The 17,761-nt window shown below is 45.3% G+C and carries 14 protein-coding genes; 8 read left to right on the top strand and 6 right to left on the bottom strand.

Features of this window, described 5'->3' with window-relative positions; all coding sequences use genetic code 11:
- Positions 1–71: 71 nt before the first annotated feature.
- Complete coding sequence (locus tag G6047_RS02325) at positions 72–2,225, bottom strand: M12 family metallo-peptidase (protein WP_169525856.1); 2,154 nt, start codon at positions 2,223–2,225, stop codon at positions 72–74.
- 294 nt (positions 2,226–2,519) lie between these two features.
- Here G6047_RS02325 and G6047_RS02320 point away from each other — a divergent pair, with 294 nt between their 5' ends.
- The 8 genes from G6047_RS02320 to G6047_RS02285 all read left to right on the top strand — a co-directional run bounded on the left by G6047_RS02320 (position 2,520) and on the right by G6047_RS02285 (position 13,968).
- Entirely contained in the window at positions 2,520–4,409 is a 1,890-nt protein-coding gene (locus G6047_RS02320; protein ID WP_169525855.1) for a serine hydrolase, read from the top strand.
- Between the two features lie 96 nt (positions 4,410–4,505).
- Positions 4,506–5,462, top strand: coding sequence for a transglutaminase domain-containing protein (locus tag G6047_RS02315; protein WP_169525854.1), 957 nt, complete (start codon positions 4,506–4,508; stop codon positions 5,460–5,462).
- Positions 5,463–5,495: 33 nt separating this feature from the next.
- The gene (locus G6047_RS02310) at positions 5,496–6,443 is read left to right on the top strand and encodes a lipid A deacylase LpxR family protein (RefSeq protein ID WP_169525853.1); all 948 of its coding nucleotides are present in this window, start codon (positions 5,496–5,498) and stop codon (positions 6,441–6,443) included.
- Between the two features lie 78 nt (positions 6,444–6,521).
- A complete protein-coding gene (gene eptA, locus G6047_RS02305; RefSeq protein WP_235946479.1) occupies positions 6,522–8,036 on the top strand; it encodes a phosphoethanolamine--lipid A transferase EptA in 1,515 nt (504 codons plus the stop codon).
- 133 nt (positions 8,037–8,169) lie between these two features.
- Entirely contained in the window at positions 8,170–10,023 is a 1,854-nt protein-coding gene (locus G6047_RS02300; RefSeq protein WP_169525851.1) for a DNA topoisomerase IV subunit B, read from the top strand.
- A 301-nt stretch (positions 10,024–10,324) separates the two neighbouring features.
- Complete coding sequence (locus G6047_RS02295) at positions 10,325–13,003, top strand: DNA gyrase/topoisomerase IV subunit A (RefSeq protein ID WP_169525850.1); 2,679 nt, start codon at positions 10,325–10,327, stop codon at positions 13,001–13,003.
- 76 nt (positions 13,004–13,079) lie between these two features.
- The gene (locus G6047_RS16965; RefSeq protein ID WP_169525849.1) at positions 13,080–13,472 is read left to right on the top strand and encodes an RDD family protein; all 393 of its coding nucleotides are present in this window, start codon (positions 13,080–13,082) and stop codon (positions 13,470–13,472) included.
- Between the two features lie 49 nt (positions 13,473–13,521).
- Positions 13,522–13,968 (top strand): SRPBCC family protein, encoded by a 447-nt coding sequence (locus tag G6047_RS02285; protein ID WP_211165362.1) that lies wholly within the window; start codon positions 13,522–13,524, stop codon positions 13,966–13,968.
- Positions 13,969–14,222: 254 nt separating this feature from the next.
- Here G6047_RS02285 and G6047_RS02280 read toward each other — a convergent pair whose 3' ends face one another.
- The 5 genes from G6047_RS02280 to G6047_RS02260 form a co-directional block, all read right to left on the bottom strand.
- Complete coding sequence (locus tag G6047_RS02280; protein ID WP_235946478.1) at positions 14,223–15,122, bottom strand: transporter; 900 nt, start codon at positions 15,120–15,122, stop codon at positions 14,223–14,225.
- Positions 15,123–15,168: 46 nt separating this feature from the next.
- The gene (locus tag G6047_RS02275; RefSeq protein ID WP_169525847.1) at positions 15,169–15,966 is read right to left on the bottom strand and encodes an MbnP family protein; all 798 of its coding nucleotides are present in this window, start codon (positions 15,964–15,966) and stop codon (positions 15,169–15,171) included.
- 75 nt (positions 15,967–16,041) lie between these two features.
- A complete protein-coding gene (locus G6047_RS02270; RefSeq protein WP_169525846.1) occupies positions 16,042–16,410 on the bottom strand; it encodes a hypothetical protein in 369 nt (122 codons plus the stop codon).
- A complete protein-coding gene (locus G6047_RS02265; RefSeq protein WP_169525845.1) occupies positions 16,411–17,244 on the bottom strand; it encodes a TerC family protein in 834 nt (277 codons plus the stop codon).
- Positions 17,244–17,630 carry a DNA topoisomerase IV gene (locus tag G6047_RS02260; protein WP_169525844.1) on the bottom strand — a complete coding sequence of 129 codons (387 nt, stop codon included), beginning with the start codon at positions 17,628–17,630 and terminating at the stop codon, positions 17,244–17,246. The genes G6047_RS02265 and G6047_RS02260 overlap by 1 nt, the downstream gene beginning before the upstream one ends.
- Between the last annotated feature and the right edge of the window lie 131 nt (positions 17,631–17,761).

Here is a 17,761-nt window from a genome sequence, read left to right as displayed (position 1 = left end):
AAAACAAAGAGGCAACCAAAATCCGGCTGCCTCTTTTTATGTAAAGAATATTCAGAGTCGCTAACGAAAAATCATTGTTTGACGATATTGAAATTAGACGATTTACCGCTTCCCGAAACCTTGAGCAAATAGACTCCGGTTGAAAAGGGTGACAAGTCGACCATAGCCTGTGTAGCCGAAACCTTTTGCTGCAACAACACTTGCCCTAAGGCGTTATAAACCGTGATATTTTCCATGGATTCAGATGCCGAAACAGTCAATTGTGAAGTCGTAGGGTTTGGATAATAGACCAAGCCTGAAAAACTGTTTTCATCTGTGCCGAGTGTCGACTCGCACGAAATATTGGCTACCCAACCCAACGAATTGACCTGGTCGTCCGAAGTGAATTCAAACGTAAGCGCACCGTTGTCCGCAGTCGAAACGAACGGCCCCGGAATGGAAGTCCCTGTGAATTGGCCGATAACCGGAGCATCTGTACTATCTCCATCATAGACGGTAAAGAAATCAAATCCGGTTTCAAGGAAGAACGACGAAAACTGGGCTTTTATACGCGAATTCGGATTTGTTGGTGCAATCGTGCGTATGACATGCTGGTTCAATCCGTAAAAACCTGTCGTTCCGTTCGGGCCGGTGAAGACCTGTCCCGCACACCAGTCGGCATCGGTAGCAAAAAGTACTTGTTCTGCTGTGGCGCCATTATCCGGACACATATTACGCACCTTGAATGTGTAATAGGTATTCGGCGATAATCCTTCGAGCATAGCAGATGGAACGGAAACATCCTGCCAATCAGAAGCCGTCATATTATACGGTTGTATCGAATACTGCCAAGGCCCGGAAGTTTCATCGGCCCACGAAAAATGCACCGACTCTGGGCTCATGCTTTCCCTGCTGACCGAAGTGATATAATTATGGCACGAAACTGCGGCACACGTAGTTCCAAGACAGGAAGCGTTGTTTATAAAGTTCTGTATGCGTTGCGAAGGCTGCGGCCCGAAACCATTGGCAAAATTGACCCCGACGCCTTGCAGGTGGCAATAGCTCATAATGGTTCCACCCTGTGCAGGTATAGGCCCGGGCGCACAGGCTCCTTCGTTGGTGAAGCAACCGTCGATTGGCGTGTTGTTTCCGTTCCAGGCACAATCGTGTGTATGTGGCGAACCGAACAAATGCCCGAGCTCGTGCGTCACGGCATGCACCGACCAGCTGTATAAAGGCACACTCAAGAACGAAAGGTCGTCTATGTCTACATAACTCACATTGAGGCCTTGGCTGTTTTGGCACAATCCTTCAATAAAGGCGACACCTCCCAAATCTCCGGGATCGATGCCGAGCAATTGGCCCACATCTCCGTCAAAATCCTGGAAAAAATAACGTGTCCCAAAGGCAACTACGTAATCTGAGGCTTCAGCACTGGAATATGGATCCGGGACAGTCCAGACCATAAATGATTTTAGGGAAACGGTGATTCCATCGTTCTCATACAACGTCTGGGTATTGTTGAAAATACTTGTCAGCCAGTTTCCCGTGGCCTGTTGGCTCGACCCGTTGGCAAGGAAAATATCATTGTCGATTTCAAAATAGACTGTAGCGCAATGATTGGTATCGGTCACAGATTCCGTCGCATTGAGGCGCAGATTCCGGTTGTTGTCAGAAAGACTAGTTGCACAGCCGAAATTGTTCTGTATGGTAAGCGAAGTATCGGCATACACCACATAAGAAGTCTTGTTCCTTTCGCCTTTTACATGTCCTGTCACAACATTGCCTTTGTCTGATGATGATATTATACCGGACATTTCATCTTCAAAAAAGCTAAAGGAAGCCAGCGAATTTTCATCGCCCTTTTCAATGCCGCGGTAATAAACTCCGGGACGATAATCTGTATTTACCTGGCTTTCGGTATCGGCATGGAAACCGCTGGCAAGCAGTTCGACACGATAAAGTTGTGTCACCACGACTTCATTTTCATAAGGAATCGAAAGTTCAATCGCTTCGGGAGCCGCAGATACAATTTGTTTTACAAGTTGCAGATCAAGTTGCGCGATTGTGGCTCCTTTGGCGATATCGTCAATTACGGTTGGTACATTTCCTTGGCTTTTGACCAATGGTGAAAAAGGGACAAATTTGGTTCGTCTTTCGTTCAGTAATTTAATCTTTCCGGCTACTTTGTGCTGGCCAATCATCGGAATGCTGAAAATCAGCAATAAAAGCATAATTTTTTTCATGGTGTTTGTGCAGTTTTAGAGGTGGATAATAAAATCTTGGTGCAAAAAAGGGCTTTTATCACACGCGTACTGACACAATAAAGCATTGGTATCTTTTGGCTTAGTATAAGGTTACTTTTGGTTAGTATTCGTTTGAAGCTTTCATTGACAGGGATTTGAGTTGCCGGCTTACCGGGCCTGATAATTCCCAAAGCCCGACACTTGTTGATAACTTAATCATTATACCTCTCAAAACAACCAGACAATCAATTAGACTTCAATATCTTAGCAAGACAACCTCTACAGTTACCCATCATGAAAAAAAATTACTTCCTGGCCGTATTGATTTTATCTATTTTCGGTCATTCACAAACCGGAATTTATGTACCCGGAATGAGTGCTTGCGACACGCAGATGACCAATTTCCTTACAACCTACAACATTCCCTCGGCGACTTTTGCGATCACTAAAAATGGTAAGCTTGTCTTTTCACGTGCCTATGGTCATTCAGATATTGGGCAGACCGATGACACCCAACCGTATAACATGTTCCGGATTGCCAGTATTTCCAAGCCATTGACATCTATCGGAATCATGAAAATGATAGAAAACGGACAGCTTGCACTCGACGATAAAGTATTCGGCCCCGGGGGTTTACTGGAAAACCACTGGTATTTTTCTACGGCAACCATCGTCGATAACCGCGTGTATGACATCACAGTCCGTATGCTGCTCGAACACAATGCGGGCTGGGATCGCGACATCGATTGTTTCCCGAACCCAACTACACCTTACCCGTGGGATTTTGGTGGATGTGACCCCATATCGGTTCCGTTGCATGTGACGGCTACTTTAGGCGAAACCAATCCTGTAAAAGAAGAATACCTGATAGCTTATCTGCTCGGAAAACCATTGAACCACGATCCGGGAACGACATATTCCTATTCCAATATGGGATTCCTTGTGCTCAGTGAAATCATTGAGGAAATCTCGGGAATGGATTATGAAGCGTGGATGCAACAGGAAATCCTTGAGCCGTTGGGTATTTATGACATGCATATTGGTAAAAACCTGCTTTCTGAAAAAATGGAGCGCGAAGGCGAATATGTGGGTAACGGTTACTCTACCTATTCTCTGTATAACGACAATACGTTGGTTCCGTGGGAATACGGCGGATTCAGTGTAGAAGCCATGGACGGACACGGAGGCTGGATTGCCACGGCACGTGATTTATTGCGCCTTATGGTTGCCGCTGACGGTTTTGCCACCAAACCGGATATTCTTTCTGCTTCAAGCATCGCGACCATGGTAGAACCTTCTGCCACAAACAGTTGGTACGCCAAAGGCTGGTCTGTCAACACAGCGAACAATTGGTGGCACTCGGGTGCGCTTGACGGAACCGCAAGTTACCTGGTCCGCAGCAACAGCGGATATACGTGGGCCATTATACTCAACAAACGCGCTGTTGGCAGTTTGGAGAACGCTTTCTGGAACGGACTTGATGCGCTCGGGTGGAATTGCCTGGCTGCGGTCACCGAATATCCGACCTATGATTTATTCGAATCTCCGTTACTGCCTGCCCAAAATCTGAACGCTGGCAATATTGGTGGAACTTCGATGGGTATAAGCTGGACGAATGGTAATGGAACCGATCGTGTAGTCGTCATGAAACCCATCCCAAACAATACAGCACCATTGTTTGAATCCTATCCTATCGATGGTACTGATTACAACAATATACCGAATTTCGCAGCTGCCGATGCCTTACCGGACGGAAGCCGCATCGTTTATAAAGGAACCGGTACCACCGTAGATGTTTCAGGGCTGATACCGAACCAGATGTACGCCATACGCGTCTACGAACTGACCAAAAATGAAGCAAACGGAAACCATGCACTTTATCTGCTTGGAGAACCGCCTCAGTTGGTTGTCACTACGACAACCTTGAGTGCTTCGGAGAATCTTGTAGCTTCTATTTCAGTCTATCCGAATCCGGCATCTTCAGAAATCCGTTTATTGAACCCGAATGGATTAGCATTGACGGACGCTTCCCTTTCTGATGCCAACGGCCGTGTCGTAAAGAAACTTTCGTTGTCAAACCAGTTGGAGTATAAAATTCCGGTGAACCAATTGCCTTCCGGCGTGTATTTCCTGACGGTAAATTCCTCAGCTGGAAAAACAGTGAGAAAAATCGTGAGGGAATAATTTCATTCATTATTCCTGATTCTGAATTTGCGGGCGTTATACTAATAACGTCCGCATTTGCGTTTAGGAAACTGGCAACCCTTTGATGACGATGATATGAGACTTTTGCCCCTTACCCTACTCTTTTTGTTTTTTATAAACCCGATACTCGCCAACGATTTTGCTGCCGTGGATCGCGCGGTAAAGGCATACCCCAATTCCTTTTCCGCGCCACAGCAGCTCGCCGACCGTATCAATCGCGATTTTAAGGATCCTGCAGATAAAGCCCGGGCCATTTATTCCTGGATTGCTTTCAATGTTCGCTACGACCTTTCTGAAATGCGCTCCCTGCGCGATGGCCGTGTCGCTTTTACGTATTCCGACGAACGCGATAAGCAACTCAAACTTCGCAAATACAACCTCGACCTTGCCAATAAAACTTTACGCACCGGCAAAGGTGTCTGTCGCGGATACGCCGCCTTATTCGATGTTGTTGCCTATCTCACAGGCCTTGAAGCCACGACCATTCCCGGCACGTCAAAGACAAGTCCGGCGCATATTGGTAAAATGCCTGTTTCAAGCGACCACATCTGGAATGCGGTACTTATAAACGGAAATTGGGAAATGCTTGATGTTACCTGGGCTTCAGGTGCCGTGAATACCGATAGTGGCAAATTCGAAAGCAAATTCAATCCGGGCTATTTTTTCACCAATCCGTACATCTTCTTTCTCAATCATTATCCTGACGATGAAAGCTGGCTGCCAAAAGACCTCAACGCCAGTATATTTGCCAAGCTTCCGTTGTTCTACGGAAATTACATCAATGCCGACTATACGGTTACCTTTCCACAATCTGGTACTTTGCCAAGCGGATACATCGTTCCACTGAAATTTGAAAACCTGAATACCGACAAAATCGCCTATACCATTGGCGGCGGGCCTTTACAAATTGCCGAGGCTGTAAAACAGGGAACTGCTTCGGTTTTTGAAATCCCAATTGAAAAACAGGCCCGCGGTTATCTTACGGTTTATGTAGGGCACGATTGCGTCGTTACGTATAAAATCGAAAAATAAAACCCAAATGGCACTGTCAGCGTAGGTAATGGCATGAGACTTTTGCTTGTGCTGCTATTGCCATGTACTGTTTTCTGCCAGAAAATAGACCATTTCGTTTCGTTCCGCGACATCAAAAGCGAAAGTTATTCCCGGTTCCATTACGACAACGACTATTTCACGTCGACCGACAGGAATTACACCCAGGGGTATAACTTTGAGCTTGTTCTCAAGGCGTTCCGAAAAAATCCACTCAACCATATTTTCTTCAAATCGAAAGATTCGGAATTCAGATACGGTGTTTCACTCGAACACATCGGATACACGCCGGACAAGTACAAATTTGCCGAAATACAATACGGCGACCGTCCGTTTGCAGCAGCGATCATGCTCAAAAACTTTTTGATTGCTACAGATACGATACGCAAATCACGATTGACTTCTTCCCTGAATCTCGGAATCCTCGGGCCCGGTGCATTCGGTAAGGAAATGCAGGTGGGCATTCACGAAGCCACCGGAAATACGATCCCGCTTGGCTGGAGGAACCAGATTAAAAACGATGTGGTCATCAACTATCAGGTCGATTACGAAAAACAATTGTTCCGTTTCCGGAATATTTTTGCCATCAATGCACAGGGAACAGCTCGGCTCGGAACGTTGTTTACGAATGCTTCCGTTGGTATAAATTCGGTAATCGGAATCATCAATTCACCATTCACATCGGTAACGGCCAAAAGAAAATTTTCGCTTTACGCCTATTCACAGCCTATGGTTTCCGTAATAGGTTACGATGCCACGTTACAAGGCGGTTTGTTCAACGATAAAAGCCCGTATACGATTCCATCAGGCCATATAAAACGGTTCGTCGGACAACACAATTACGGGATCATTCTACAGACGCGGACGTTGTATTTTGAATATTCCAGAACAATGATAACGCGGGAGTTTTATCCGCAGGCTTCAGGTAAATGGGGCGGAATACGGTTTGGTTTTACATTTTAAAGATGCAAATCAATATCAATTCAGAATTATTTCAGGATTGAGTTGCATTTTCACCTCATGAAAGTACAAATGCCCAAAATGCGTAATACCATACCGTTGCCACATTTTGTGCTTTGGATGAGCCTGCTCACTTTTCTGCTGTTCCATATTCCTTTTTACACTTTCGTTTTCAGCCATCATGATTACAAGAGCCTGAATGGAATGATATTGATTATCAGCCTGATTGTCCTGATGTTGGTCGCAAACGCCTGGGTGTATTACCTTATTTTTTTCCTGTCGCGTTATTTGGGCAAATTTTTATTGGTGCTGACTTTCATGCTCAATGCGGTCGCGGTTTATTTCGTCAACACGTATGCTGTCATCATTGACGAAAGCATGATTGGGAACGTACTGAACACGAACTATGAAGAAGCGGGCAGTTTTTTCTCGATAAAATTAATTGTCTACGTAACCCTGCTTGGAATTTTGCCCGGATTATATATTGTGAAAGCCCGGATATTCAGCGTTCCGATAAAGCGATTTTTAATCACATCTTCACTTATGCTTCTGTTTATGCTGGTCTTGGTATTTGCCAATGCCAGCAATTGGTTATGGATCGATAAAAATTCCAAACGATTGGGCGGATTGGCGATGCCGTGGTCATATGCGGTGAATACGTCACTTTTTTACACCCATCGGAACCAAAAGAATCAAAAGGAAATTTTATTGCCCGATGCAACGATTAAAGACAGTAGCAAATCGGTCGTGATCCTTGTCATTGGCGAATCTGCGAGAAGCCAGAATTTTTCGTTGTACGGATATTCAAAAAACACCAATCCGCTGCTTTCCAAAACGACCAATGTTTTCCATTTTGAAGCTACTTCCTGCGCTACCTACACTACGGCTGGGGTAAAATGCATTCTGGAACATGCCGATACGGGTGAGTTCCATGAAATCCTGCCCAATTATTTATACCGAAATAATGTCGATGTAATCTGGCGGACCACAAACTGGGGAGAACCGCCCATACATATAAAAAACTACCAGGATCGGGCGGTTTTAAGCCAAAAATGTAAAGGTAAGCCATGTAATTATGACGAATTGCTGCTGACAGGACTCAAAGAACAAATCCTTTCCAGCAAAAAGAATAAAATACTCATCGTCCTGCATACGAGCACGAGCCACGGACCAACCTACAACAAAAAATATCCGCCCCAATGTGAAACCTTCAAACCTGTTTGCACTAGTGTCGAACTGGCGAATTGTACACAGGAAGCTTTGATCAACGCCTATGACAACACTATCATCTACACCGATTACCTGCTACATAAAATCATTGAAGACCTTACCGATTTAAAAGAGTATCACAGTGCCCTGATCTTCGTTTCCGATCACGGTGAGTCACTGGGTGAAAACAATCTCTATATGCACGGACTGCCTTTGAGCATTGCTCCAAAGGAACAATACGACATTCCGTTCATTGTCTGGACCGATGGTTCAAGGCAACTCAAACCAAACAAAACCGTATCCCAGCATCACGTATTCCACAGCGTCCTGAATTTCCTCGACATCCAAAGCCCGATTTACGATGAAGAACTGAATATTTTCGACTGATTGAAATTTCCGTACCCGAAAGCTTCCAGTCAAAATCTCCAAAGAAACCTGTCAATATCATTCTTAATAACTTCCCCAAACCAACCCCAAAAAACCTCTCAAAATCGGCTAAATTAGCGGCTCTACCGCTTTTATGGAAAACCAAACGAACTATACCGAAGACAATATACGATCGCTCGACTGGAAAGAACACATCCGGATGCGGCCTGGTATGTACATTGGGAAACTCGGCGATGGTTCGAGCCCTGATGACGGGATTTACATCCTGCTCAAGGAAGTCATCGACAACTGTATCGATGAATTCGTCATGGGTGCGGGAAAGACCATCGAGGTCGGTATCAAGGACAAAACAGTTTCGGTTCGCGATTACGGCCGCGGCATTCCATTGGGAAAAGTCGTAGATGTGGTTTCGAAGATGAACACAGGTGGAAAATACGACTCGCTCGCGTTCAAGAAATCCGTCGGGTTGAATGGAGTCGGAACAAAAGCCGTCAACGCGCTGTCAAATTATTTCCGCGTCGAATCCGTTCGGGACGACAAACAGAAAGCCGCCGAATTCTCTGCCGGAAACCTGACATCAGAAGAAGAAATCACCGAATCGACAAAACGCAAAGGCACCAAAGTAGTCTTTGTCCCGGACGATACCATCTTCAAGAACTATAAATTCCGGAACGAGTACGTGGTCCGGATGCTCAAGAATTACTGCTACCTGAACACAGGTTTGTCGATTTATTTCAACGGGGAAAAATTTTCGTCGGAAAACGGCCTTAAGGATTTGCTTGAAGAAGACATCAAGGAAGATGACATGCAATATCCTGTGATCCACCTCAAAGGCGACGACATCGAGATTGCCATGACGCACTCCAAGAGTCAGTATTCCGAGGAGTATCATTCCTTCGTCAACGGACAGAATACGACTCAGGGTGGAACGCATTTGAACGCGTTCCGTGAAGCTTTGGTCAAGACCGTGCGTGAATTCTACAACAAAGGTTTTGAACCGAGCGACATCCGCAAATCCATCGTCGGTGCCATTTCGATCAAAGTCATAGAGCCGGTTTTCGAATCCCAGACGAAGACAAAATTAGGTTCGACTGAAATTGGGCCCGATATGCCATCTGTGCGAACCTTCATCAACGATTTCATCAAGACCAAACTCGACAACTTCCTGCATAAAAACCCGGAAACCGCCGATTTGCTATTGCGTAAGATATTACAGGCCGAACGCGAGCGAAAGGAACTTTCCGGCATACGTAAACTCGCCAAAGACCGCGCGAAGAAAGCCAGTCTCCACAATAAAAAGCTGCGTGATTGCCGCGTACATTTTACTGACATCAAGAATCCGCTGAGCCTTGAAAGTACGTTGTTTATTACTGAAGGTGATTCGGCTTCGGGTTCCATCACGAAATCACGCAACGTGAATACACAAGCCGTTTTTTCCTTGCGTGGCAAGCCTTTGAATTCGTACGGCATGACCAAGAAAATCGTGTATGAAAACGAGGAATTCAACCTGTTGCAAGCCGCTTTGGATATTGAGGAAAGCATGGAAGATTTGCGGTACAACAAAATCGTGATCGCGACCGACGCCGACGTGGACGGTATGCACATACGCCTGTTGCTGATTACTTTTTTCCTGCAGTTTTTCCCGGAAATCATCAAGGAAAATCACCTGTACATTTTGCAAACACCGTTGTTCCGCGTCCGAAACAGGAAAGAAACCATTTATTGTTACAGCGAGGAAGAACGCGTCAACGCCATAGAAAAACTAAAGCCGAAACCTGAAATCACGCGATTCAAAGGATTGGGTGAAATCTCTCCTGACGAATTCGTGCATTTCATTGGCCAGGACATTCGCCTGGATCCGGTCATGCTTGACAAGGCTACGACCATCGAGAGTTTACTTGAGTTTTATATGGGCAAGAATACGCCCGACAGACAGGATTTTATCATACGGAATTTGAAGGTGGAGTTGGATGTGGTAGCCCCCTAACCCCCAAAGGGGGAATTGTTGGAGCGTGAAAATTATAGTGTGTAAAGAGAATAAATTTTGCTTTTTGAATTATGGCAGACACTTCCGGCTGATCGTTGCAAGTCCTCGCTTTTTGTCAGGTTTTTAAAGTCTCTGGCCGGCTTCCGTTGGTCGCCGTCCATACACAAAAAAACCAAAGCCAAAAAGCTGTGGGCTTTTCACTTGCATCCGGGCTGCACCACAATTTCAATAAAAACGATTGTTTCAATTTTACCTGAATAAACCGTTAACTGTTATCTGTTAACCGTTAACAACCGACCAAATGACTGAAGACGAAGAAAACATAACTCCAGAACTGCCAGAAGATTCCGGCCAGGAAGAACTTTCCAGCAACGCCTCATCATCTGAAAGCGCCAGTTTTTTCGAAAACCAGGAAGTAAACCCCGAAGACACGATCACGAAAGTCACCGGGATGTACAAAGACTGGTTCCTCGATTACGCTTCCTATGTAATCCTGGAGCGCGCGGTTCCGGCCATAGAAGACGGATTCAAACCGGTTCAGAGACGTATCATGCACTCGATGCGGGAACTCGACGACGGCCGCTACAACAAGGTAGCGAACGTGGTCGGACATACCATGCAATACCATCCACACGGTGATGCGTCGATTGGTGATGCGATGGTGCAGATTGGTCAGAAAGATTTACTCATAGACACCCAGGGAAACTGGGGAAATATTTTAACGGGCGACGGAGCTGCGGCTTCACGTTACATCGAGGCGCGACTGACCAAATTCGCGCACGACGTATTATACTCTCCAAAAATCACAGAGTGGCAGGCATCTTACGATGGCCGAAGAAACGAACCGGTAAACCTTCCGGTCAAATTCCCGTTGCTGTTGGCACAAGGAGCCGAAGGAATCGCCGTAGGTTTATCGACCAAAGTGCTGCCGCATAACTTCAACGAACTTATCGACGCATCGATAAAAATCCTCAAGAACAAACCGTTTACGCTGTTCCCGGATTTCCTGACCGAAGGAATCGCCGATGTCTCGAATTACAACGACGGTATGCGCGGCGGACGCGTACGGGTGCGGGCGAAGATTTCCCAGCTCGACAAGAATACGCTCGTCATTACCCAGATTCCGTTTTCGACGAACACCTCGACACTCATCGATTCGATTTTGAAGGCCAATGAAAAAGGCAAGATCAAGATCAAGAAAATCGAAGACAATACGGCCGCTGCGGTCGAAATCCTGATCCATTTGTTTCCCGGTGTTTCCCCGGACAAGACCATCGATGCCTTGTTTGCGTTTACGGCCTGCGAAACATCGGTCGCGCCTTTGGGTTGTGTCATTGAAGACCATAAACCGAGATTCGTCGGGGTATCAGAAATGCTTCGGATCTCAACCAACCGCACGGTTGAACTGCTTCGGCGTGAGCTTGAGATACAACTCGAAGAACTCGAAGAACAATGGCACTTTTTGTCGTTGGAACGCATCTTCATCGAAAACCGCATCTATCGCCTGATCGAGGAAGAAGAAACCTGGGAAGGCGTCATCCGTGCCATAGACGAAGGACTGAAACCGTTTACCAAACATTTGAAACGGGCCGTAACCGAAGAAGACATCGTGCGCCTGACCGAAATCCGCATCAAGCGTATCTCGAAATTCGATATCGACAAGGCACAGGAAAAACTTGAGGCACTTGAAGGCGACATAGCCCAGGTCAAGCATGACCTCGAGCATATCATTGATTTTACGATTGCTTTCTTTACAAGGCTAAAGGAGAAATACGGCAAAGGACGCGAACGCAAAACGGAATTGCGCGGTTTCGATACGATCGAAGCGACGAAAGTTGTGCTGCGCAATACCAAATTGTATGTCAACCGCGAAGAAGGTTTTATTGGAACCGGCCTCAAGAAAGATGAATATGTGGCCGATTGTTCGGATATTGATGACGTAATTGTTTTCCTTCGCGACGGAAATATGATGATCACCAAAGTCGATGAGAAAAAGTTCATCGGGAAAGACATCATCCATGTAGCCGTTTTCGACAAAAACGACAAACGGACGATTTACAATATGGTTTACCGCGACGGGAAATCAGGGCCGTCTTTTATCAAAAGGTTCAATGTTTCTGGTGTTACGCGCGATAAAGCGTACAACCTCACTCAGGAAAAGCCCGGTTCACAAACGTTATACTTCTCGGCGAACCCTAACGGTGAAGCAGAAGTGATCACGATTTTATTGCGCCAGGTCGGATCTGTCAAAAAACTCAAATTCGATCTCGATTTCGCCGACATGGCCATCAAAGGACGGGCTTCACGCGGAAATACGGTCACCAAATACCCGATCAAGAAAATCGAGCTCAAGGAGAAAGGTATCTCTACGTTGCTTCCGAGAAAAATCTGGTTCGACGACACCGTCCAGCGACTCAATACGGACGGACGCGGGGAACTTTTGGGTGAATTCCGTCCGACGGATAAACTGCTCGTCATTTCATCTACCGGAAAACTAAAGGTCATCATCCCGGATTTATCGACCCATTTCGAACCCGATATGATCGTGCTTGAAAAGTGGCTGCCGAACAAACCGGTGTCAGCTATTTACTACGATGGCGAAAAGGAACGATATTATGTAAAGCGGTTCCTCGTGGAGAACGAAAACAAGGAAGACATCTTTATCTCGGAACACGCGAATTCCCAATTGGAAATCGTTTCCACCGATTGGCGTCCCGTTGCTGAAATCGTATTTACCAAAGTCAAAGGCGTACAGAAAGAAAATCAGACGATTGACATCGAATCGTTCATTGCCGTAAAAGGTTTCAAGGCGCTCGGCAATCAACTGACCACCGATAAGCTCAAGCAGGTGAATCTCCTGGAACCGTTGCCATATGAGCCTCCGGTCGAAGAAATTCCGGAAGCACCCGAAGTGGAAATTGGTGACGGTCCGGATACGGAAATCGATGATGAAGGCCAGATTACGCTGACGCTTGAATAAATGAGTAACGGTCAGGATTGGCTCGCGGTGGGCGAAACGTTACAAGTCCTATCAAATTGTATGAAATTCTTTAACCTTGCTCTATAGATCCGCATCAATTTTAGAAAGAATTCAGGCAAGAACAGTTGATACGCTATTCATCATATATGTAATGTATTTAACTGCACTTCTTTTTCCAAATTCAGAGGATTTGCCTGTGTGGTCGAGAAAGTGGATATTTTTAGGATTGTTCGTTTTTTACGATCCGGCCTGCAATTCATTGGGAACAACGGTTGGCAATTATTTCATTGGGATAAGAGTCCGCAAGCATTCAAATCCGGAAAAGAGGATAAACATCATTCGTTCCTTTTTCAGATATTTGTTCAAAATCCTTTTCTACTGGATATCTTTCATAACCATCTTTTTCACTAAAAAGAACAGGGCAATTCATGACTTTATTGGTGGAAGTACTGTAATCAAAATCGAATAAACGAAGAACGTTAACCGTCAGGCAATCAATCGAATTCAATATAATTTCAATGAATGATCGTGAAATTTTTAGCTCGAGAATTTTAAATGCTCCCGTGGAAATGGTTTACAAAGCCTTTGAAAATCCAGATCATTTGAAAAATTGGTGGGGTCCGGAAGGTTTCACCAATACCATTCATGAGTTTGATCTAAAACCAGGAGGCAATTGGAAACTTACCATGCATGGGCCCGAAAAGGGAAATTATGAAAATGCAGCTGTATTCAAAGAGGTCATACCAAATAAGCGGGTAAGCTGGAAAAGAATTTCACAGCCTTTATTCGATATGAAAATCGAATTTGAAGAACTGGACGAAACCAAAACGAAAGTATCCTTCCGTATGATTTTCAAAACTTTCGAAGAATGTGAAAAAATCAGAAGATTTGCAGAACCCAAAAACGAAGAAAACTTCGACAGGCTGGAAAGAGTAATAGAAAATATGTATGATGCTGACCGCTAACCTGGACTCATACTAGTAGTAGCAACAATTCTCTTTTTATAACTCTTATCCGCCACTGACATGACGGCACGATTTCATGTTGCTCCCAATCCAAAGCCATATCTCCCAAAACAAAAAATCCATAGACGCTTTCTACCGACTTGTTACGCAAAAAAGTGTTACGCGATTTTAAGTAACAGCAAATCGCGTAACACTTTGAAAATTCCTTCACATAAAGCCTGAGCCTGATTGGAATTATTAATTGTTAATTAATCCTACAAGCTATAATTCAAATTAACCCCCAACCTGAACTTCGCATCCACTCTCCCACCCGTCAGATCCTGGCTCAACGGCAACAACGCATTCATTCCGAGTGAAAATTTCTTCAACGCCGTTTCAAAACCTATGCGGCCAAAAAGAATGTTTCCCTTGGTTTTTTCAACTTCCTGCCCATATTGGTAATTCGAAGCCGACACTTCTCCGGCCAAACCCAATTGAGGTGAAAATGAAAAGTCGTTTTGTTCATGCAGCCAGAATAAGGTCGAGGCATAATTGAACTGGTTCCCGAACCGATAGCCTTTATCGTTGACCGTCTTGACCACGTAATTGACCATAGATCCCAAACCGAATTTCTTTCGTTTGACGGTATGCTCGATCAGGAACAGATAATCCCAACTTCCCGTACCAAGCTGAAACCCCGGATTTATACTGCCGTTGTTGAGCGCGTCATAGGTTCCGGTCGGTGCTTTGACACCTGCGCCAAGTTGTACGGTATGTGCAAAGAACGTGGTGTCGGTCTTGGTCTGTACCACTTTGTACAATCCCAAAACAGTGATGTCTCCGATTCCCTGTATTGAATGGCTTCCGGTTTCGGTATCGCGGCTGTTGAAATGATACGGAGCCAGAACCGAAATCTGGGCATTTTTAAAAACCGGAATCCGTCCCCACACCTGTATGGAATTATAAGATTCCTTGTACCAGGGCGAATTGGCATACAATCCGTCTGAACTCGAATATTGCTGATAGATGTATCTGACCCCGACGAAACGGCTCGTCAAAAAAGACCCGAACCCCATGCTGCCGCCACTTGCCGAGCAGCCGCACGCATCACACTTACCCAATGCCATCGACTGGAAATGGAAACGGCCTGGTTTTGTAATGCTGTCCGTTTCCATGCCAAAAAGGTTTGGGCCGATACATAACAGTATCAGCCCTAAAAACCTAATCATTGTGCACGTGGTTTACCTGGAACATGCTTTCGATATTGGTCGAAATCTGCAGGATGGACGTTTCATCAGATACATTGGCCGAATCACCCGAAACATGACTTTCAAGCGGCAACGCATTGATGCCGTCGAGCACTTTGGAAGCATCGGCAAAAATATGTACCTCCGGCGTAATCGTGGTGCGTACAAGCGCCTGTTGCGGCAAGGTGAGGTTGACGGAAACATAATTGAATTCGGACTGGTTGCTTCCCACGCTCACATCAAAAGGTGTTTGTGCAATGGTAGCGGAACTGAAATTCCCAGACATATAAAATTGCGTAAAACCGTCGGCCCAATCGCCGAGTAAACCTTCGTTTTGGGCAAGCAGTGCGAATTCCGGCAACACGTCAAGCCCGAGCGCATATTGCTGCTCATCTATACCGATTCCGAACGAAACCGAAACGTAATCACCGGCCGGAACATCCGTAAGCAGTAATTCAGACGTTTCTTCATCTGTTTCATCCACGATAAAATAACTGTCGGATTTTGGGTACACGTAGGTTGTCCCATCGGATTTTGTCAGCACAATATTGCTGACGATATATTTAAGTTGGGAAATGTTCAGCGATTCGCCTTCGGAATTCGCCGACTGGATTTGACCTAGTGCGAGGTCATCGGCTCCGTAGACATTGTCGAATTCAAGTATGAGCGAGCCGTTGCCCGATATGGCCGGAACCGAATCGTTGTCTGACGAACACGAAGCCGCGGCAAAGAAACCTGCCACTACGACAAGCCTGTATAAAAAGTTTTTCATGATTTAGATATATAGTGAATTTGTCCGGATTGACCGGAAATAAAGAAATGCCTTTCGGCTTACCTCAAAGATTCACTATACGGCGGGCGGATGGAAAACGGTATCTGAAGCTGAAAAAAGATACGAATTGGAATAGGCAAACCGATGTGGTGCCGATTCAGTAAATAAAGGGTGATAGCCGATGGAAACTGTCGAAATATCACAGAACAATTCTGTCAGCGATGGGATTTTTTTGGCTGGTTCAGACGAAGATTTTTCAGCATCTGCAGCATTGGCAAGCTCCTTCATCAAATGGCACTTTCCGTTACATTTGAGTTCCGGTTTGGCTTTGTTCTCGCAAAGTACGGTCGAGATATAATTGTAGTTGACAGCATAATCCACCAACGGGAACAACGGCCTGGTAATCAGGAAAAGGGTGAACACGACCGACCAGGCTCGCCACATCTATTCCAGCGTTTTTTTGGTGTCGTCTTTACCATCGGCCTGTTTGTCGTCGTCATTGTGCTTGCGTTTGTTCTTCTTCATCTTCATGTTCAGGACTTCAACCAGCAATGAGAACGCAATGGCAAAATACAGATAGCCTTTAGGCACCGCATCTACGGTATTTCCAAAGAAGGAAGCGTGTGCCAGGTGAGCCGATTCGGTAATCAGCATAAATCCGATCAGTACCAAAAACGACAACGCTAATATCTGTATCGATGGGTGTTTGTTGACGAAATTCCCAACCTGTACGGCAAACTGCATCATGATGAAAACCGATATGACTACAGCCGTAATCATGATGTAAATGGCGCCTTGTACGCCGTTTGTCATTCCTACAGCCGTAAGGATACTGTCGAATGAAAAGACGATATCGATAAGTATGATCTGGAAAATGACGCTCGCGAATGAACTCGAGGCACCTTTTTTAAGTTCGCGTTCCTCTTCGCCGTGATCTTCTACTTTCTCGCGGATTTCGGTCGTACTCTTGTACAAAAGGAAAAGTCCGCCAAGGAACAGAATCAGGCTCTGTCCGGAAATATGCATCTCGACCCAGCCCCATTCTATCGTGACCCAGGCATCTTTCATCTTGATGAGGACCGTTATGCCCAACAACATGGCGATACGCATGAACATAGCCAGGAACATCCCGATTTTAGTGGCTCTTTTGCGATTTTCCTTTGGCAATTTGCCCGTGGTTATAGAGATGAAGATGATGTTGTCGATACCGAGAACGATCTCCAGAAAAGTAAGGGTCAATAACGCGATCCAGGCGTTCGCATTGAGGAAAACTTCCATTAAAAAGGTTTTTGTGGTAAACGGGTGACGGTTCCTTTGACAGTTTGCGGATTTCCGACCTCGCCAAATTCAAAGGTATATGAATTTTTGGTTGTGGTCAAGATTTTCATGGCGATTGCCTTTGATTCCGCGCGGTTCTTTGGGTGCAGTTTGGTGATGACATATTCGCAGTCGCTGACCCAGCGTATCGTGGCCGTATCTGATTTTCCATTGTAATGATCGATTTCGATGTTTCCGCGTCTTTCAAAAACTGTTGTTTGTTTGACGCCATCTACCTTCATCTCAAACCGGAACCAACCATCATGGAAAGATTTACAGTCGCGTTCCGGCTGTTCAAGGCAGGAAACCATGAGGAAAGAAACAACAAGTAAGACTATACTTCGCATGAGGCAAAAATACATCGGGAAAACCGGGAATACAAAGACAATCGACAGGTTTATAAAATAAAAAAGTGCAACCACGACAATTCGGTTTATTTTGTACATTCCGTCTGTCAACCAAACCAATAAACAATTAA

The organism is Flavobacterium silvaticum (assembly GCF_012911565.1).
In the GTDB taxonomy this organism is placed as follows: domain Bacteria; phylum Bacteroidota; class Bacteroidia; order Flavobacteriales; family Flavobacteriaceae; genus Flavobacterium; species Flavobacterium silvaticum.
This window is presented reverse-complemented; position numbering and strand designations above follow the sequence as displayed.